Source organism: Mucilaginibacter sp. NFX135, assembly GCF_048565145.1.
GTDB lineage: Bacteria > Bacteroidota > Bacteroidia > Sphingobacteriales > Sphingobacteriaceae > Mucilaginibacter.
In genome coordinates this window covers 164,663-183,722 of record NZ_CP183412.1, presented here as the reverse complement: position 1 = coordinate 183,722, position 19,060 = coordinate 164,663, and the positions used below count along the sequence as shown (strand labels likewise).

The window sequence follows — 19,060 nt, the reverse complement described above, 5'->3', positions numbered from 1 at the left end:
AGTTTTTAGAGTTTAAGTGTTTAGATTTTAGAATTTTAAAAATCATGATCAAGAACTATTTAAAAATTGCCTGGCGTAACTTCATCAAAAATAAGGTCCACAGCTTTATCAATGTAGCTGGCTTGTCGGTTGGCATGGCAGTGGTGATGCTCATTAGTTTATGGATCTGGGATGAGCTTTCCTATAATAAGTACTTTGCCAACTATGACAGGCTTGTACAGGTTTGGCAGCATCAAACCTTTAACGGCGAAGTTGGCAGTCAGACGGCTATGCCCATTCCACTGGGTACAAAGTTGCGCGAATCATATAAAAGTGACTTTAAACACATAGTGCTTTCTACCTGGACCCAGGAGCACATTATCACTTATGGCGATAAGAAGTTTACCCAACTGGGCAATTACGTGCAGCCCGAAATGCCTGATATGCTTACCCTTAAAATGATCAAAGGTACGCGCGGCGGATTAAAAGACCCTTCATCTATCGTCATTAATGCATCATTGGCAAAAACACTTTTTGGAGATGCCGATCCAATGGATAAAACGCTGAAAATTGACAACCAATGGGTGGTTAAAGTAACTGGCGTTTATGAAGATATGCCCAATAATACCCAGTTTAAGGATATCACCTTTTTTGCACCCTGGGATTTGTACATGACCAGCATGCCCTGGCTTAAAAATGCCGCAACCCGCTGGGGCAATAATTCATGGCAAATATTTGCGCAATTAGCTCCCAATGCCGACTGGCAAAAGGTGTCGGCTAAGATCAAGGACGTCAAACTGATCAATATAACCGCCCAGGGTGATAAGTTTGGGGCCGATGTTAAGCCAGCCGTTTTCCTGCATCCCATGTATAAATGGCATTTATACTCGGAGTTTAAAAATGGGATCAACACCGGCGGCAGTATCCAGTTTGTGTGGATGTTTGGCATTATCGGTGTGTTTGTATTGTTACTGGCCTGTATCAACTTCATGAACCTGAGCACGGCACGGTCAGAAAAGCGGGCAAAGGAAGTAGGTATCCGTAAGGCTATAGGCTCGCAGCGTGTACAGCTCATCTGGCAGTTTTTTATGGAGTCGATGCTGATCGTGGCTTTTGCCTTTGTGCTTTCCATTATACTGGTTATGCTGGCGCTACCCTGGTTTAATGGGGTGGCAGATAAAAAAATGGATATATTATGGAGCAATCCATGGTTTTGGACGCTTGGCCTTCTATTCAGCCTGATATCGGGTATTATCGCGGGAAGTTATCCGGCTCTTTATTTGTCCTCATTTAAGCCTATTAAAGTATTAAAAGGTACGTTTAAAGTTGGCCGGTTGGCGGCTATACCCCGTAAAGTATTAGTGGTATTGCAGTTTACGGTTTCTGTAACGCTCATCATCGGCACCATTATCGTTTTCAGGCAGATACAGTTTGCCAAAAACAGGCCAATAGGTTATAGCAGGGACGGCCTGATATACGTGGTAGAAAAAACAAACGATATACATAGCCATTATGCCGCATTTAAAGATGAGTTAATACAATCGGGTGCCGCGCTGCAGGCAAGCGAATCGGGAAGCCCTGTGACCGGTGTATGGAGCAATAACAGCGGGTTCGACTGGAAAGGAAAAGCTCCCGGTATGCAGGATGATTTTGCGACCGTTGGCGTAACTGATGATTTTGGAAAAACAGTTGGCTGGCAGTTTAAAGACGGCCGCGATTTCTCAAAAGCATTTTTGACGGATTCATCGGGCATTGTTATCAACGAAGCCGCCGCGAAATTCATGAATTTTAAAAACCCGGTTGGCGAAATTGTGAAATGGGGCGACAAGCCATTCAGGGTGATAGGTGTTATTAAAGATATGCTCATGAGTTCGCCCTATGAGCCGGTTAAGCAAACATTTTTTTACCTGGATAAAGATCCCGACGGGGTGATAACGGTAAAGCTCAATCCTAAATCAAGCCCGCATGAGGCGCTGGAAAAGATTGGGGCTATCTTCCAGAAATACTCACCGGCAGCGCCGTTTGATTATAAGTTTGCCGATGAGGAATACGCCAAAAAGTTCGGCGAAGAGACGCGGATAGGTAAGTTATCCAGCTTTTTTGCCTTCCTGGCTATATTCATTAGCTGTTTGGGCTTATTTGGTATGGCCACCTTTATGGCCGAGCAAAGGGTTAAAGAAATAGGTGTCCGCAAAGTTTTAGGGGCATCGGTATTTAATCTGTGGCGCCTGCTATCAACAGATTTTGTAATACTGGTTATAATATCCTTCGTTATCGCATCACCCGTAGCCTATTATTTTATGCATGGCTGGCTGCAAGGTTATACCTACAGGTCAGCAATTCCATGGTGGATATTCGGGGTATCAGCAGCAGGCGCTATAGCCATAACCCTGGTTACGGTAAGTTTCCAGGCTATTAAGGCGGCACTGGCAAATCCGGTAAAGAGTTTGAGAAGCGAATGATAAGCTGAAAGCAAAAGAAACGTATTACGTACAACATAAAACGTACAACATGATCAAAAACTATTTAAAGATCGCCTGGAGAAACCTGATCAAGAATAAGGCTTCGTCCTTTATTAATGTTGGTGGGCTTGCCGTGGGCATGGCTGTAGCTATGCTCATTGGGTTATGGATTTGGGATGAGTTATCGTTTGATAAATACCATCAGAACTACGACCGTGTAGCCATAGTGATGCAAAACGAAGTTTTTAATGGTACTATCAACACAGGCGAGCCCATTCCTTTACCTTTAGATGCCGAACTGCGCAAAAGTTATGGAAGCGATTTTAAACATATAGCCTTATTGTCATGGACAAGCAGCCATATTTTGAATGTTGCTGATAAGAAGCTTTCCTTTAAAGGGAATTTTATGGGTGCCGAAGCGCCGGAGATATTTTCGCTTAGGATGGTACAAGGCTCACGCGACGGATTAAAAGACCGTTCTTCTATACTCATCTCGCAGTCGGTGGCTAAAGCATTGTTTGGGAACGCCGACCCCATGAATAAGATCATCCGGATGGATAATAAGGACGGTTTTAAAGTTTCGGGGGTTTATGAAGATCTGCCTGGCAATACCACCTTGCACGATGTTGCATTTATTGGTCCCTGGGAATATTACATTCATGCTCCGGGCAATGAAAGATCACCGACTGATTGGGGCGATAACTCCCTGTTTATGTATGTGCAGATAGCCGATCATGCGGATATGGCCAAAGTTTCCGAAAAGATAAAAAATGTTAAGCTCGATAAACTGGAGCGGGAAGATAAAAAATTCAATCCTCAACTATTTCTTCAACCGATGAGCAAATGGCATTTATATGCCGAATTTAAAAATGGCGTTAACACGGGCGGCGCTATCCAATATGTATGGCTTTTTGGTATCATCGGCATATTTGTGTTATTGCTGGCCTGTATCAATTTTATGAACCTGAGTACAGCCCGCAGCGAAAAGAGGGCCAAAGAGGTAGGTATACGCAAAGCGGTAGGTTCATTGCGAGGACAGTTGATCAAACAATTCTTCTGTGAGTCGTTCCTGATAGCTGCTTTAGCTTTTACCTTATCGTTGGTGTTGGTTTGGCTGGCTATGCCGTGGTTTAACGATGTTGCCAATAAACAGATGACTATTTTATGGAGCGCTCCGCTTTTCTGGGCGGCTGGTATCGGGTTTACACTGTTTACGGGTACAATTTCCGGGCTTTATCCGGCTTTGTATCTTTCGTCATTTAACCCGGTTAAAGTGTTGAAAGGTACTTTTAAGGCGGGCCGCTTCGCAGCGCTTCCGCGTAAAATTTTGGTGGTGACGCAGTTTACGGTGTCTGTTATCCTCATCATTGGGACTATTATTGTTTTTAAACAGGTACAATTTGCCAAGAACAGACCGGTGGGATACAGCCGGGATGGTCTTGTTGATATCCAGGTGACTAACGATGACCTGCATAAACATTTTGATGCCTTGCGTACCGACTTGCTTCAATCAGGGGCAATAGCCGAAATAGCGGAATCATCCAGTTCAACTACCGGGGTAAACAATCACCGGGGCGATGTTAGCTGGAAAGGAAAAGATCCATCCATGACCTCTTTCTTTGGCAATATCAACGTTACCACAAACTACGGTAAAACGGTGGGCTGGCAATTTACAAATGGCCGTGATTTTTCCAGCCAATCTGTTGCCGATTCTACAGCGATTGTGTTGAATGAAGCTGCCGTAAAATATATGGGGCTGAAAAACCCTGTTGGCGAAATAGTGCGGATAGGGAAATGGGATATGACCGTAATTGGCGTAGTGAAAGATATGGTGATGGAATCGCCTTATGAGCCGGTGAAGCAAACTATCTTCCGAATAGGTAGAGGTGCCATGGATGATATCCTGATCAAAATAAATCCGAAGATAAGCACACATGAGGCACTTGGCAAGATCGAAGCGGTTTGTAAAACTTATTCACCTTCGGTGCCGTTCACATATCGCTTTGCGGATGATGCGTACGCCCGAAAATTTGCTACTGAAGAACGCATAGGCAAGCTGGCAAGCTCATTTGCTATGCTGGCTATTTTTATCAGCTGTTTGGGCTTATTTGGTATGGCATCATTTGTAGCTGAGCAGCGGGTAAAGGAAATTGGAGTACGCAAAGTTTTGGGTGCAAGTGTGTTTGGTCTTTGGCGCTTAATGTCTAAGGACTTTGTATTATTGGTGCTTATTGCATTGTTTATAGCCACACCTGTTACTTACTATTTTATGCATAACTGGCTGCAGCATTACACTTACCGGGCCGAACTTTCCTGGTGGGTATTCGCAGCAACTGGCGCAGGGGCTATTATGATAACCCTGTTAACTATAAGTTATCAGAGTATCAGGGCAGCACTGGCTAACCCGGTAAAAAGTTTGAGGAGCGAGTAGGGAAGTAGTGAGTGGTGAGTTTTGAGGAAAAAGACGTAGCCCATTTTAGAGTTTAGGTGTTAGTATTTAGAATTTAAGAGATCATGTTAAAGAATTATTTAAAAATTGCATGGCGAAACCTGATTAAGAATAAGGCGCATAGTTTTATTAATATCGCGGGTTTGTCGGTAGGGTTGGCTTGCAGCCTGCTCATTTTATTGTGGGTGCAAAACGAATTGAGTATCGATCAGTATCATGTTAATGGCAAGCGCTTGTATTCGGTATATGAAACGCAATATGTTGATAATAAGGTAGAGGGCCAGTACAGCACGCCGGGATTGCTGCCAGAAGAATTAAAAAAACAGATTCCGGAGATTGAAGCTAGCACCGGGATCAGTTACGGAGAAGAAAATACCTTTCAGGTGGGTGATAAAGTATTAAAGATGAATGGCACCGATGCCGGCACCGATTGCTTTAAAATGTTCAGTATCCCTCTCTTACAGGGGAATGCGCAAACAGCTTTAAGTTCGCCGGTAAGTCTGGCTATATCCCGCAAAATGGCCAGTGCGTTTTTTGGCAGCCCGGAAGCCGCTATAGGTAAAACTATCCGTTACGATAACCGGAAAAACTTTACCGTTACCGGCGTATATGAAGATCTGCCCAATACCGCCTCCCAGAAATATGATTACCTCCTGAACTGGTATAATTATATAGAAGAGAACCAATGGGCCAAAAGCTGGGGTAATAACGGGCCGGCCACAGTTATTATGCTGCGTGCTGACGCTAATCCGGATGTGGTTGAAAAAAAGGTAGCGCACTTTTTAGATAACTTAAACAAAAGCCAAAAGAAAGGCACTTTTACCGAAGAATTAGGCCTGCAACGCTTTGGCGATGGCTATCTGCACGGCAATTTTGAAAGCGGGAAACCCCGGGGCGGTCGTATAGAATATGTGCGTTTGTTTACTATTGTCGCTATTTTTATTTTATTGATAGCCTGTATCAATTTTATGAACCTCACCACGGCAAGGTCGGTAAAGCGCGCCCGCGAAATTGGCGTGCGGAAAGTAGTGGGCGCCGTTCGCCCGGTTTTGATCAAGCAATTCATCGGCGAATCGTTAATGATTACTTCGCTGGCCGTAGTGGTTGCATTAGTGCTGCTAACGCTTTCATTACCAGTATTTAATCAAGTTACACATAAAGAAATAGCATTGCCGTTTCAGCAGCCCTTGTTTTGGCTAAAGCTGGCCGGGATCACTTTAATTACGGGTTTAATATCAGGTAGCTATCCTGCTTTATTCCTATCGTCGTTTAACCCTGTGAAGGTTTTAAAAGGGACTATGAAATTAGATTCAGGTGCCACGCTGTTTCGCAAAGGCCTGGTTATATTTCAGTTCGCGCTATCGGTAATCCTGATAACCGCTACTATTATTGTTTCCAGGCAAATGGCCTATATCCAATCGAAAAACCTGGGATATGACCGCGAGAACCTCATATATATACCCATGAGTGGTGAGCTTATAAATAAATATACCACCTTTAAGGACGAAGCTTTGAACTTACCCGGGATACAATCGGTTACCCGCATCAGTAATACCCCAACAAATATTCAAAACTGGACAGGCGACGTTAGCTGGCCCGGTAAAGACCCAAATGTAATTATACAGTTTACGCAGGTTTCAGTTGGCTATGATTTTGCTAAAACCATGAAATTAAAAATGGCATCCGGGCGCGATTTTTCAAAGGCCTTTGCAACCGACTCGATAGGATACCTGATCAATGAGTCCGCTTTAAAAAGAATAAAATATGCCGATCCTATAGGCAAACCACTCACTTTTTGGGATAAAAAAGGGGTTATTGTTGGGGTGATCAAAGATTTTCATTTTACTTCCATGCATGAGCAGATCAAACCATTGGTGATCCGCCTTCGTGAGGACGAAAAGTATGGTAACGTTTTGGTAAAAACGCAGCCCGGTAAAACCCGCGAGGCGCTGGCAGGATTGGAAGCTTTGTGTAAGCAAATTAATCCTGCGTTTCCGTTTACTTATAATTTTTCAGATCAGGAATATCAGAAATTATATCAGAATGAACAGATCGTAACCAAACTCTCAAACGCGTTTGCTTTTCTGGCCATATTTATATCATGTTTGGGGTTGTTAGGGTTGGCCATGTTTACGGCAGAACAACGTTTAAAAGAGATCGGCATCCGCAAAGTGCTGGGTGCCAGCGTAAGTTCATTGCTTACGTTATTATCAATGGAGTTTTTGGTGTTGGTGCTTATTGCTTTATTAATTGCATTACCGGTATCCTGGTATAGTATGAGCAAATGGCTACAGGCGTTTGCTTATCGTACACCCATGCAGTGGTGGATGTTTGGTATGGCAGGTGGTATTATTATCATGGTAGCCATGATAACAGTTAGTTTTCAAGCCATTAAAGCTGCTCTTGTTAATCCTATAAAGAGTTTAAGAAGCGAATAAAAGCTAAAAGCAAAAATATATCCCGTACAACTTAAAACGTACAACATGTTAAAGAGCTATTTAAAAATTGCCTTGCGCAACATCGCCAGGAACAAGGCGCACACTTTTATTAATGTGGCCGGTTTATCGGTGGGTTTAGTATGCAGTCTGCTTATTTTGCTATGGGTACAGAATGAATTGAGTGTAGATGGTTTTCTTAAAAACCGTTCGCGTTTGTACTCGATATATGAGCATCAGAACTTTGATCATAAGATGCATGGCTCTTATAATACCCCGGGTCCGACTGCTGAACAGATGAAAAAGGTGTTGCCCGAAGTAGAGTATGCAGTGAGTTTTGGTTTTGATCAGTGGAATACATTTCAAGTTGGAGACGAAATAATAAAACAGCAAGGTTCATCGGCGAGCGCTGATTACTTTAAGGTCTTCAGCATTAAATTGCTGCAGGGTAATACGCAAACTGCATTAAGCTCACCAGTAAGTTTATCTATCTCCCGAAGAATGGCCAACCGTTTTTTTGGCAGCCCGGAAGTAGCTATTGGTAAAACTATACGCTATGAAAACCATAAGAATTTTACGGTAACCGCCGTATTTGAAGACCTGCCTAAAAACTCTTCGCAAAAATTCGATTACCTGATTAACTGGTATACTTTTCTGGATGAGAATGCCTGGGCAAGGGAATGGGGCAATCAAGGCCCTGCCACTTTTGTGCTGTTGAAGCCCAATGTTAACCCCGCTGCCTTCGAAAAAAAGATAGCACATTTTTTGGATACCTATGACGGCACCAATCGCAAAACATCAACTTTTCTTATTGACCTTGGCATACAGCGTTATGATGAAGGGTACCTGCATGGTACCTTTGAAGGGGATAAATTTGTAGGCGGCCGCATAGAATATGTGCGCATTTTTAGCATTGTTGCCATATTTATTTTACTGATAGCTTGCATTAATTTTATGAACCTAACCACAGCCCGGTCGGTTAAGCGGGCTAAGGAAATTGGTGTACGTAAGGTAGTAGGCGCCGAGCGCTGGGTTTTAATCCAGCAATTTATCAGTGAGTCGTTATTGATCACTACCATCTCGGTGGGCATAGCCTTGTTATTGCTGGTGCTGTTGCTCCCTATATTTAACCAGGTTACTCAAAAACAAATAGAACTACCTTTTAGTCAAATCTCGTTTTGGGTTAAATTAGGGCTGATCACCTTAATAACCGGGCTGGTATCAGGCAGCTATCCGGCTCTGTTTTTATCGTCATTTAACCCGGTGAGGGTTTTAAAAGGCACTTTGAAGTTAGATGCAGGCACAACGCTTTTCCGCAAAGGCCTGGTCGTATTTCAGTTTGTGCTGTCGGTAATACTCATTACCGGCACCATTGTTATTTCGCGGCAGATGAATTATATCCAGTCAAAGAATCTGGGATATGACCGCGAAAACATGGTTTACATACGGCTTGAAGGCGACCTGCTGCCTAAATACAACCTATTTAAGGAAGAAGCTTTACGCATGCCCGGGATCCAATCGGTAACCCGTATCAGTATCGAACCCACCAACATCCAAAATAGCACGGGCGGGGTAAATTGGATAGGGAAAGATACAACTGTAAATGTTCAATTTACCCAGGCTTCTGTAGGTTATGATTTTGTGAAAACCATGAAGCTGAAAGTGCTTTCGGGTCGTGATTTTTCAAAGGATTACCCAACGGATTCAGTTGGTTACATACTGAACGAGGCGGCTCTGAAAAGGATAGGTTATAAAGATCCCATAGGTCAACCACTTACTTTTTGGGGAAACCGTGGAAAGATAGTGGGCTTAATAAAAGATTTTCATTTTAACTCGATGCATGATGAAATACGGCCGTTAATATTAAGATTGAGAGAACATGAAACCTATGGAAGTATATTGGTAAGAACCCAGCCCGGCAAAACCCGGGAGGCATTGGCCGGTATGGAAAAACTATGCCGCCAGCTAAATCCCGCATTCCCGTTCACCTATAATTTTTCGGATCAGGAATATCAGAAATTATACCAAAATGAGCAGATAGTTGGTAAATTATCAAATGGATTTGCTTTCCTGGCTGTATTTATTTCTTGCCTGGGTCTGCTTGGCTTGGCCATGTTTACGGCTGAACAACGGGTTAAAGAGATCGGGATCCGCAAAGTGCTGGGCGCCAGTATCAGTTCATTGTTTACTTTATTATCATCAGAGTTTTTGATATTGGTAGTTATCGCCCTGCTTATTGCATCGCCTATTGCATGGTATGCTGCAGTCAAGTGGCTACAGGGCTTTGCCTACCGCACGCCGGTGCAATGGTGGATGTTTGCCTTGTCGGGAGTTATCATCGTCTTCATCGCCCTCGTTACCGTAAGCTTTCAGGCGGTTAAGGCAGCATTGATCAACCCGATAAAGAGTTTAAAAACGGAGTAATGATCCTTCAAATGAAAAATAAAATCTACCTTTTCCTGATACTGTTCATATTCATGATCGGCAGCTTGATTAATCAGGCCAAAGCTCAGGATACCGTTGTCACGAAAACCTATCACGGGAAGCTCGACTCCATAAACTCAGGCGTATTAAAACAAAAAAGGTTGATACAAGTATTTACTCCTGCTAATTACAAACCAGGCAGTACCGATAAATATGATGTACTGTATGTACTTGATGGCGGCAACTGGAATACAGGCTTGATCCTTCAGCTCCAGAGTTTTTTAGAAGGAGAACCTTATGTGCCTCCAATCATCATTGTCAGCGTTTTAAATGTCGATCGCATCAAAGATTTTACACCAACTCATGCGGATGATTGGAAAACTTCGGGCGGGGCAGATAACTTCCTGAGTTTTCTTAAAAATGAATTGATCCCCCATGTTAATAAAACATACCCCTCCAATGGTAATAATACACTCTGGGGGCATTCATTGGGTGGCTTATTTGTAGTATACGCGCTGTTAAATGAACCCAAAACTTTTAAATCATATATCGCGGCTGATCCCAGTCTTTGGTGGGATAAGGTTTATCTGCCCAAAATGGCCGCCGGTAAATTACCTGCTTTAGCCGGTTTAAATACCACCCTTTTTATGGGCGGCCGTGATAGTGAAGACGGTAAAAGTATGAAGATTGATACCATGGATACCATACTAAAAAAAATGGCCCCCGCAGGTTTTACCTGGAAAACAATGATGTATCCTGATGAAACGCATAGCTCAGTACGACTAAAGCTCACGCACGACGGGTTGAAATTTATCTACAAGGGGTATGGCGCCCAAGGCCCCACAATTCATCCAACAAATGGGATCTTCTTAAAGAATAAGCCGATTAAAATGTGGTTTTTTGGCGATTCATCAAATGTAAGATATACTACCGATGGCACGGAACCTACTTTAGCATCTGAAAAAATAAGAAAGGAGTTTACTTTATCAGCGCCGGGCAAACTAATTGCAAAAAGGTTTTCGAATAATGGTAAGTATGATATTTCCAGTATCGCCGAATTTAAAGAAGGAACCTATCTGCCTGGCCTTTCGAAGGTGAAAAATTCAATACCGGGTGGCTTTCATTATGCTTATTATGAGGGTAAATGGGATAAACTACCCGATTTTAGTAAATTAAAGCCCCTTAAATCGGGGCTTACAGATACAGCTTTCAAACTCAATAAACTTCCTGCCAAAAATAACTTTGCCCTGCTTATTAATGGCTGGCTGCAAATAAAAGAAGATGGCTATTATTTTTTTGCGCTGGTTTCTGATGATGGCTCAAGATTTTACATTAACAACCAGTTGGTGATTGACTATGATGGATTACATGGTGGTGATGGAGCCAGATCATATATAGCGCCATTAAAGAAGGGCTTTTATCCTATCCGGGTGGAGTACTTCCAGAAAGAAGGAGACGCTGATCTGGACCTACTTTACCTCACACCCGGCATTTCCGATATTAAAAAGCTTATTTCGGTGCCTTTTGAGTTGCAGTACCACCATCAATAGAAACAAAAAAGCTGAAAGGAGTTGATCATCCTTTCAGCTTTTTGCTTTAAGCCTTGAGCTTAATTAGCAATATTGTTCAAATGCGCCAATCAGGTTATCGGCAATCATTTGTGCCGGGCGACCTTCAATTTGATGGCGCTCAATAATATGTACCAGTTTGCCATCTTTAAATAAAGCCATAGCTGGTGATGATGGAGGATATGGCAGCATGTAGTTACGGGCGGCATCAACAGCCTCTTTTTCCATACCTGCAAAAACAGTTACCAGTTTGTCAGGGTGTTTTTCATTGGCTGCCGCGATTCTGGCTGCAGGGCGTGCGTTGGCTGCTGCACAACCACAAACCGAATTTACCATTACAAATACAGTGCCTTCGCTTTCAATAGCATGCTTTACAGCATCGGCATCCTTAAGCTCCTCAAAGCCAACTCTTGTCAAATCTTCCCGCATTGGGGCAACTAAATATTCCGGATACATCATGTTTTTTGTTTACACTAAAATTTACTTCAAACAAAAATAATAAATGATTGGCAGCTTATATGTAAAAAACACAATAATAACACTTTGCTGACGATGAACGCGTCAAAAAGCACAACCGTTAATTGCTTATTAGTTATTGTTTTATTCAAAGCAGGGGTTGATTTATAAATAGTAATAAGTATATTGCGTACCCTAAGTAATGAATTGGATGAACAAAAAACCTTCTGAGATTAGTACGGTTGTTATTATTAGCAAGAACCATCAGCATACCAAATCGGTACAAATAAAAACCAAACATTTGAACAGAATACGGCACTATGTGTATAGCACACTGAGTGTTGTGGTAGTGTTGGTAGGTTTGGTGATTTATTTAAGAGCACAAAATACCAGGCAGGAACAGGAAAAACAACAGTTACTGGCGCAGATAGTAAAATTAAAGGGAGCCGTTCCGGTTGTATCTGTCGAAGGGAAAGAAGGCAGCGCCCAATCATACATTCAGGCTATTGAGGGAAAGTTAAAAACCATTAACAGTTATTTAAAACGCCGGGGCCTGAAAGGCTTTGCAACCAATAGTGTTGGCGGTGATAATAATGCCGAGGGTAAAAAACTAAGTGATAAGGAAGTATATTCTTTGTATAACGATTACTTGAACCGTTTGGTGGGTACCATCGCCTTTACGCCGATGGGATACCCGCGTATAAGCTCTTTTACTTCATTTTTTGGCTACCGCAATGATCCTTTCGATGATGGTCATGCCGAGTTTCATCCAGGCATCGATTTTAAAGGGCACAAAGGTGATGAAGTAAAATGCACCGCAAGCGGTAAAGTAGTTTTTGCAGGCTGGAGCGGTGGTTATGGCAATTGCATCCGCATTGCGCATATCAATAACCTGGAGACTGTATATGGCCACCTGTCAAAGATCAAAGTAAAAGTAGGTCAGGAAGTAAGTGTAGGGGACGAGATAGGCCTTGTTGGCTCTACTGGTCATTCCACCGGCGCACACCTGCATTACGAAGTACGCAAAAATGGCAAACCAATTAATCCCGTTAATTTTTTAACGCTTAATAAATAAATTGGTGAGTAGTGAATAGATAGTAGTGAGTAGTTTTCATTCACCACTCTCCATTCACTGCTCACTACTCACCAATTCATTAAATAACGATGGCTATTTTCGGAAAAAAAGACAAAGTTGCGCTTGATCTTCAGGCTATCTCCACGCTGATTGGTGATGGCGGTATTTTAGATGGTAACCTTAAAGCTCCAGCTTTTGTCCGTATTGATGGTCAGGTAAATGGAAACGTGACCATTGACGAAGGATTGATCCTGGGCGAAAAAGGCGTGATCAGCGGAAATATCCTAACCAAAGAAATTGTTGTATACGGAACAGTTCTGGGTGACATCCAAACCGATTCGCTCGAGATAAAAGCCACAGGCAAAATTACCGGCGAAATAAAAACGCAAACCCTGTTGGTTGAAACCGGTGGCGTGTACAACGGCAAGCTCACCATGCAACAAGGCGATAAAAAACTTTTGGGGGCGTAATAGGTTTTACGTTGGATGTGATACGTTTTACGTTTTTTCTCGGACGGTAAAGATAATACGTCACACTTATTATCTGCAACGTCCAATTATCCTATGGCAACTAATTTCATCTGCTCAACCCGTCATTTCATTTTGATGTTTTTATGAGTTATTTTTGTGCCTCATAAAAACCCGAAATGTTATGTCATCAGTAGAAACTGCATTCGTTAAATACAAAGTAAAAGACCTTTCACTGGCCGAATGGGGCCGCAAGGAAATTGAGCTGGCCGAGGCCGAAATGCCAGGTCTGATGGCTCTGCGCAAAGAATATGGCCCGTCGCAGCCTTTAAAAGGCGCCCGTATTGCAGGCTGTTTGCACATGACCATCCAAACCGCTGTTTTAATTGAAACCTTAATTGCCCTTGGCGCCGAAGTTACCTGGTCTTCATGCAATATATTCTCAACCCAGGATCATGCCGCTGCTGCAATCGCCGCTGCCGGTATTTCTGTTTATGCCTGGAAAGGTATGAATGCCGAAGAGTTTGACTGGTGTATTGAGCAAACCTTATATTTTGGCGAAGACCGCAAACCACTGAACATGATCCTGGATGATGGTGGTGACTTAACCAACATGGTGCTTGATAAGTACCCTGAGCTGATCGGCGATATCAGAGGTCTATCAGAAGAAACCACTACTGGTGTTCACCGTTTATATGAGCGTGTTAAGGCCGGTACATTACCAATGCCTGCTATCAACGTGAACGATTCGGTTACCAAATCAAAATTTGATAATAAATACGGTTGCCGTGAATCATTGGTTGACGCTATCCGCCGTGCTACCGATGTGATGATGGCCGGTAAAGTGGCTGTTGTTTGCGGTTATGGCGACGTAGGTAAAGGTTCTGCCGATAGCTTACGTAACGCTGGTGTGCGTGTTATTGTTACCGAAATTGACCCTATCTGCGCATTACAGGCAGCTATGGAAGGCTTTGAAGTGAAAAAACTTTCAACCGCTATTGCCGAGGCTGATATCGTAGTTACCTGTACCGGTAACAAAAACATCGTTCGTGAGCCGCATTTCCGTGCTTTGAAAGATAAAGCCATTGTTTGTAACATCGGTCACTTTGATAATGAGATCGATATGGCCTGGTTAAACGGTGCCTACGGTAATACCAAAATTGAAATTAAGCCACAGGTTGATAAATATACCATTAACGGTAAAGATGTTATTGTGCTGGCCGAAGGCCGCTTAGTGAATCTGGGTTGTGCAACCGGTCACCCAAGCTTTGTAATGAGTAACTCGTTTACCAACCAAACTTTAGCCCAGTTAGAGCTTTGGACAAATGGAGCCGCATACGAAAACAAAGTATACACCCTGCCAAAACATCTGGACGAAAAAGTTGCCCGCTTACACCTGGCCAAAATTGGTGTGGAGCTGGAAGTACTTGACCAGGATCAGGCAGAATACATTGGCGTAACTGTTGAAGGTCCGTTTAAACCTGAGTACTACAGGTACTAAGTCAAAGTCAAAATAAAAAGTCAAAAGGCATGGTTTTCGGATCATGCCTTTTTTGTTGGATACACTTTTTATCTCAAGTTTAGCGCAAGTCTTGTGCGGCTGATCGTGGGTTGATGACTTGTGCTTCTACGCCATTTTATGTAATTTTAATAAGTGAGCATTAAATACAAATTCGCAAATCCCGAAGCCATTTATTTTGTGACTTTTGCCGTAGTCGGTTGGATAGACGTATTTACACGCAATGTGTATAAGGATCTATTGCTTGATAGTTTTCGATATTGTATAAAAGAAAAAGGGTTGTCTATTCATGGTTATGTGATTATGAGCAATCATGTTCATATGATCATAAGTAGCAAAGGAAAACAGGAGTTATCCGCAATTATGCGTGATATGAAAAAGTTTTCATCTGTACGGTTAATTCGTGAAATTATAGAGAATCCAACAGAAAGCAGAAAACAATGGATGCTTCATCTTTTATCTGATGCTGGCAAAGCAAACGGGAATAATACGCACTATCAGTTTTGGCAGCAAGACAATCATCCTATTGAGCTTCATCCGCATTTAAACATTTTTACTCAAAAATTGGATTATATCCATCAAAATCCAGTTAAAGCTGGGTGGGTTACTGAGGCTTCCGCTTATATTTATAGTAATGCGAGTAACTATATGGAGAAGGGTGGAGTATTGATGGACGTTGAGCTTTTGTATTGATAAGAGAGGGAATCTTGTCTGATAGTCACAAGTCATCCCCGCACTGGCAACCGCACAAGACTTGCGCCAGAGAAAGTTGGATATACTTTTTATCTCCCACTTGTCAAAAGTCTTATCCCATTCGTCAAAAAGAAAAATCGACTACATAGATCCGTGCTTACCTTTAATCTATGAAAAGAATCGCGATACTTTTGGTCTTGTGCTTTATCAGTTATGTTCAAAGCTTTGCCCAAATCCATATTGATACCACGGGGTATATCAAAAACAATCCCCTCCTATATTCGCTGGTCATTTCAAAGAACGATAAGATCATCTACCAGCAGTATTTTAACGGGCAGGATAGCACCACTTTGTTTAATGATCAGTCGCTTACCAAAAGTGTAACTGCTTTACTCATCGGTATCGCTATTGATAAAGGCTATATCAGATCGGTAGATGAAAAGCTTACCGATTTTTTTCCTGAGCTAAAAATGGATACCGATAAACGGAAACAGGATATCACCATCCGCCAGGTCATGAACCAGGCCTCCGGTTTTTATCACGAAGGTGTTAATGTGGGCGCCTTGCTGAACATTCCTGATCCATCGGGTTATGTGATCAAAGCACCGCTGGTGTCGGAGCCGGGCAAGGTATTTCGGTACAATAACGCGGCTACGCATTTGTTATCCGTCATCCTTACCAAAAGCACGGGAATGGATACACGCGCATTTGCCAAAAAGTTCCTGTTCGATCCCCTGGGTATTACCACGTTCGACTGGAAAAAAATGAACGATGGCTATTATGATGGCTGCGGATTATTAAGTATCCGTCTGCGCTCTGTTGATATGCTGAAACTGGGTAACCTCGTATTAAATAAAGGAGTTTACGATAACCGGCAAATCATCCCGGCCAAATGGATAGCCTCCATCATCAACCCAGAAGTCACCTACAAAACAACATGGGGGCTGGATAATTCGGTGTACGGCTTATGCTGGTATCATGCCGATTACCAGGGGACAGAAATAACCTACGCCCTGGGTTGGGGAGGACAATTTATGTTTGTAATCCCATCCTTAAAAGCAGTGATCATGACCAACTCCAATGTTGCCGATGCCACTGCCATTAAAGAAGCGGCCTTGATCACCGGCAGACTTTTTCCTGAACTGTTTAAGCAGTTGAAAGATTGATCAAAAGCTCCCCCTTCAGGGGGCAGGGGGGCTAAACTCATCCTCCATGCTTTCCCTTAAATCATATAGCAGCCATTGTTTTTTGGCGATGGAGCCTGCTTCTGATTTTAATAATTTGATAAAATCATTTACACCGGTAGGTTCATTGCCATTGCCGTGGATGAGCACGATACTGCCCGCCTGCGGTTGCTGCCCTTTAGCCAGCCAGGCATCGGTACCAATGGGGATCAGGCCATAGTCGGTTAGTTTATATACCAGTTGCTGGTCCGATACCAGACCCGGGAACCTGAAAAATACTGATGGGAGCAGACCATTCTTGAGCATGGCCTTTTCGGTTTCCAGTATCTCGTAGTTCATGTCTGTGCCAGGCTCCAGCAAAAAATTTTCTTTGAGCGGCGCTTTCGCGCTTACCCGGTGATTAAAGGAGTGGTTTATCCAGGTGATATAGATCTCATGTTTGGCCTGCATTTGTTTGAGCCATTCCAGATCCTGCGGGTGCTGGCGCATCCAAACGCCGGTAACGGAGAGGGCGATAGGTGCGGGGCGCTCTACTTTCTGGAATTCTGTAAAAATGTCGGTAAATATGCGCCTGTCGAGCGGGCGGTGGGAGGGACAAAGATCGGCCGTTAAACTGATGCCAGTTTCCTTGGGAATACCGCGTTCGATGCCCGCGTCCTGCAGGGCTACAGATTGTTTTTCGGCTTTGCGCAACGCTTTTTGGTAAGGGGTACTTTTGAAAAAGTCGCGTGCTTCTGTGATGCTCATGGGCTTCACCTGGTAAAAGCCGGGCTCATCAATTTTGGTTACCAGGTTTTGCGGGTTTACCAGCAGGTAGTAGGTTTTGTCTTCGTTCTCAAACTGACGCAGTATCATCCAATCCTGCGGGGCATGATGCGCCCAGCCATAAAAAGGCTTGTAGTTTTCTATTTTGCGATAATTGGCTTGCGCGGCAGCTTTGTGTTGTAGACTGCCTAAGATCAATATAGCAAGCAGGTATTTAAGAAGGGGTTTGTTCATGCTTATTCAAATTCCAATTTTTGCCTGTAAGTATAGCGGTTATCACCAATATCAGCATAAAAATAATGATCACAATTAAGGTCGTCTGCTTAATAGCGTAAAGTGTATTTTCCATTTTCTGTTCATAAGAAGGTTCTGCTTTTGGCAAGGCCGATAGTGGTGGATAAACTGTCCAGCCTGGTTTAGGCATCATATTCAATAATGCAGAAAACGGGTATATTATGATAAGGAATAGAAAGTTAGCGATTATCAATATTAGGTTTTGCAATCTTTTTTTATAACGATAAAAGCCTTCTTTAATCAAATAAACGAGAGTGGTAAGCATTAAAAATATCGGAATATTGATAACTGACCGGTCGATAACAAAATAAGTGTCATGCAAATTAATATCGAGAGAGGCATTTCCTCCCCATAATGCGGTTAAGAAAGGGATGAGTAACCACGTCGCTATATAAATAACAGCAAGAATAATAACTTCTATGATAACAGGTTTAAGTTTCATAACTTAAATATAAAACTTAGTAAATAAGAATAGGTTTATTATTGTATAAAGGATGTATTAACTTTGAACCATGACCCGCTTATCTGTCAATATCAATAAAATAGCCACCCTGCGCAATTCGCGCGGCGGTAATAACCCCAACCTGATACAGGTTGCCAAAGATTGCGAGCGTTTTGGCGCGCAGGGTATCACCGTGCATCCCCGTCCCGACGAAAGACACATTCGCTATAACGATGTTTTTGAATTGAAAAGGATTGTGACCACCGAGTTTAATATTGAAGGGAATTGCCAGGAACAAAAATTTATTGACCTGGTGCTGGCCAACAAGCCCGAGCAGGTGACCCTGGTGCCCGATGTATTGGGACAGATCACCTCCAACCACGGCTGGGATACCATCACGAATTATCATTACCTGAAAGATATGATAGCAGTTTTTAAAGAGGCCGGGATCCGCGTATCCATATTTGTTGACCCGATTGCAAAAATGGTGGAAGGCGCCGCAAAAACAGGTACCGACCGCATTGAGCTATACACGGAAGGCTACGCCACGCACTATCATCAGGGTCGCGAACTGGCTATTGCACCCTATATTGAAGCTGCAGAAGCCGCACAGGCCGCAGGCCTGGGCATCAACGCCGGGCATGATCTTGACCTGAACAACCTAAAATATTTTGCCGAGCTGGTTCCCGGATTGCAGGAGGTAAGCATAGGCCACGCGCTCATTTGCGATGCGCTTTATTACGGCCTGGAGAACACCATTCAACAATACCTGCGGCAACTGGTCCCGGTGGAAATTGAGTGATTTTTGATTTGGGAATTCGGATGTTGGATTTCGGATTTATCTGAAC

General features: G+C 43.0%; 14 protein-coding genes. 11 read left to right on the top strand and 3 right to left on the bottom strand.

Annotated elements, in window-relative coordinates; all coding sequences use genetic code 11:
• Window positions 1–44 precede the first annotated feature (44 nt).
• The 5 genes from ACNURT_RS00770 (at window position 45) to ACNURT_RS00750 (ending at window position 11,299) form a co-directional block, all read left to right on the top strand.
• Window positions 45–2,441, top strand: coding sequence for an ABC transporter permease (locus ACNURT_RS00770; RefSeq protein ID WP_419700125.1), 2,397 nt, complete (start codon window positions 45–47; stop codon window positions 2,439–2,441).
• A 49-nt stretch (window positions 2,442–2,490) separates the two neighbouring features.
• Window positions 2,491–4,872, top strand: a complete 2,382-nt coding sequence (locus ACNURT_RS00765) for an ABC transporter permease (protein ID WP_419700124.1) — start codon at window positions 2,491–2,493, stop codon at window positions 4,870–4,872.
• Between the two features lie 83 nt (window positions 4,873–4,955).
• Entirely contained in the window at window positions 4,956–7,328 is a 2,373-nt protein-coding gene (locus ACNURT_RS00760) for an ABC transporter permease (RefSeq protein WP_419700123.1), read from the top strand.
• Window positions 7,329–7,373: 45 nt separating this feature from the next.
• Complete coding sequence (locus ACNURT_RS00755) at window positions 7,374–9,749, top strand: ABC transporter permease (RefSeq protein ID WP_419700122.1); 2,376 nt, start codon at window positions 7,374–7,376, stop codon at window positions 9,747–9,749.
• 11 nt (window positions 9,750–9,760) lie between these two features.
• Window positions 9,761–11,299, top strand: a complete 1,539-nt coding sequence (locus tag ACNURT_RS00750) for an alpha/beta hydrolase-fold protein (RefSeq protein WP_419700121.1) — start codon at window positions 9,761–9,763, stop codon at window positions 11,297–11,299.
• Between the two features lie 63 nt (window positions 11,300–11,362).
• Here ACNURT_RS00750 and ACNURT_RS00745 read toward each other — a convergent pair whose 3' ends face one another.
• The gene (locus ACNURT_RS00745) at window positions 11,363–11,773 is read right to left on the bottom strand and encodes a BrxA/BrxB family bacilliredoxin (RefSeq protein WP_370998467.1); all 411 of its coding nucleotides are present in this window, start codon (window positions 11,771–11,773) and stop codon (window positions 11,363–11,365) included.
• Between the two features lie 211 nt (window positions 11,774–11,984).
• Between ACNURT_RS00745 and ACNURT_RS00740 the strand changes: the two genes are divergently transcribed.
• From ACNURT_RS00740 to ACNURT_RS00720, 5 genes are all read left to right on the top strand, one after another.
• Entirely contained in the window at window positions 11,985–12,848 is an 864-nt protein-coding gene (locus tag ACNURT_RS00740) for a M23 family metallopeptidase (RefSeq protein ID WP_419700120.1), read from the top strand.
• 89 nt (window positions 12,849–12,937) lie between these two features.
• Window positions 12,938–13,318 (top strand): bactofilin family protein, encoded by a 381-nt coding sequence (locus tag ACNURT_RS00735; protein WP_370998453.1) that lies wholly within the window; start codon window positions 12,938–12,940, stop codon window positions 13,316–13,318.
• A gap of 181 nt (window positions 13,319–13,499) precedes the next feature.
• The gene (gene ahcY / locus ACNURT_RS00730; protein ID WP_419700119.1) at window positions 13,500–14,816 is read left to right on the top strand and encodes an adenosylhomocysteinase; all 1,317 of its coding nucleotides are present in this window, start codon (window positions 13,500–13,502) and stop codon (window positions 14,814–14,816) included.
• 153 nt (window positions 14,817–14,969) lie between these two features.
• Window positions 14,970–15,527, top strand: a complete 558-nt coding sequence (locus tag ACNURT_RS00725) for an REP-associated tyrosine transposase (RefSeq protein ID WP_419700118.1) — start codon at window positions 14,970–14,972, stop codon at window positions 15,525–15,527.
• Between the two features lie 170 nt (window positions 15,528–15,697).
• Window positions 15,698–16,693, top strand: a complete 996-nt coding sequence (locus tag ACNURT_RS00720) for a serine hydrolase domain-containing protein (protein ID WP_419700117.1) — start codon at window positions 15,698–15,700, stop codon at window positions 16,691–16,693.
• Window positions 16,694–16,708: 15 nt separating this feature from the next.
• Here the strand turns inward: ACNURT_RS00720 and ACNURT_RS00715 are convergent, their stop codons facing one another.
• The gene (locus ACNURT_RS00715) at window positions 16,709–17,710 is read right to left on the bottom strand and encodes a polysaccharide deacetylase family protein (protein WP_419700116.1); all 1,002 of its coding nucleotides are present in this window, start codon (window positions 17,708–17,710) and stop codon (window positions 16,709–16,711) included.
• Window positions 17,691–18,212, bottom strand: a complete 522-nt coding sequence (locus ACNURT_RS00710) for a hypothetical protein (RefSeq protein WP_419700115.1) — start codon at window positions 18,210–18,212, stop codon at window positions 17,691–17,693. The genes ACNURT_RS00715 and ACNURT_RS00710 overlap by 20 nt, the downstream gene beginning before the upstream one ends.
• A gap of 70 nt (window positions 18,213–18,282) precedes the next feature.
• On the opposite strand from ACNURT_RS00710, the gene ACNURT_RS00705 reads away from it, so the two are divergent.
• Window positions 18,283–19,014: a pyridoxine 5'-phosphate synthase gene (locus tag ACNURT_RS00705; protein WP_419700114.1), complete on the top strand. Its 732-nt coding sequence runs from the start codon at window positions 18,283–18,285 to the stop codon at window positions 19,012–19,014.
• Window positions 19,015–19,060 lie beyond the last annotated feature (46 nt).

What these genes read in the sequence shown, in the direction of transcription:
- ACNURT_RS00745 (WP_370998467.1), bottom strand. Translation starts at nt 11,773, where the DNA reads ATGTATCCGGAATATTTAGTTGCCCCAATGCGGGAAGATTTGACAAGA.
- ACNURT_RS00770 (WP_419700125.1), top strand. Translation starts at nt 45, where the DNA reads ATGATCAAGAACTATTTAAAAATTGCCTGGCGTAACTTCATCAAAAAT.
- ACNURT_RS00760 (WP_419700123.1), top strand. Translation starts at nt 4,956, where the DNA reads ATGTTAAAGAATTATTTAAAAATTGCATGGCGAAACCTGATTAAGAAT.
- ACNURT_RS00750 (WP_419700121.1), top strand. Translation starts at nt 9,761, where the DNA reads ATGAAAAATAAAATCTACCTTTTCCTGATACTGTTCATATTCATGATC.
- ACNURT_RS00765 (WP_419700124.1), top strand. Translation starts at nt 2,491, where the DNA reads ATGATCAAAAACTATTTAAAGATCGCCTGGAGAAACCTGATCAAGAAT.
- ACNURT_RS00720 (WP_419700117.1), top strand. Translation starts at nt 15,698, where the DNA reads ATGAAAAGAATCGCGATACTTTTGGTCTTGTGCTTTATCAGTTATGTT.
- ACNURT_RS00735 (WP_370998453.1), top strand. Translation starts at nt 12,938, where the DNA reads ATGGCTATTTTCGGAAAAAAAGACAAAGTTGCGCTTGATCTTCAGGCT.
- ACNURT_RS00715 (WP_419700116.1), bottom strand. Translation starts at nt 17,710, where the DNA reads ATGAACAAACCCCTTCTTAAATACCTGCTTGCTATATTGATCTTAGGC.
- ACNURT_RS00705 (WP_419700114.1), top strand. Translation starts at nt 18,283, where the DNA reads ATGACCCGCTTATCTGTCAATATCAATAAAATAGCCACCCTGCGCAAT.
- ahcY (WP_419700119.1), top strand. Translation starts at nt 13,500, where the DNA reads ATGTCATCAGTAGAAACTGCATTCGTTAAATACAAAGTAAAAGACCTT.
- ACNURT_RS00755 (WP_419700122.1), top strand. Translation starts at nt 7,374, where the DNA reads ATGTTAAAGAGCTATTTAAAAATTGCCTTGCGCAACATCGCCAGGAAC.
- ACNURT_RS00710 (WP_419700115.1), bottom strand. Translation starts at nt 18,212, where the DNA reads ATGAAACTTAAACCTGTTATCATAGAAGTTATTATTCTTGCTGTTATT.
- ACNURT_RS00740 (WP_419700120.1), top strand. Translation starts at nt 11,985, where the DNA reads ATGAACAAAAAACCTTCTGAGATTAGTACGGTTGTTATTATTAGCAAG.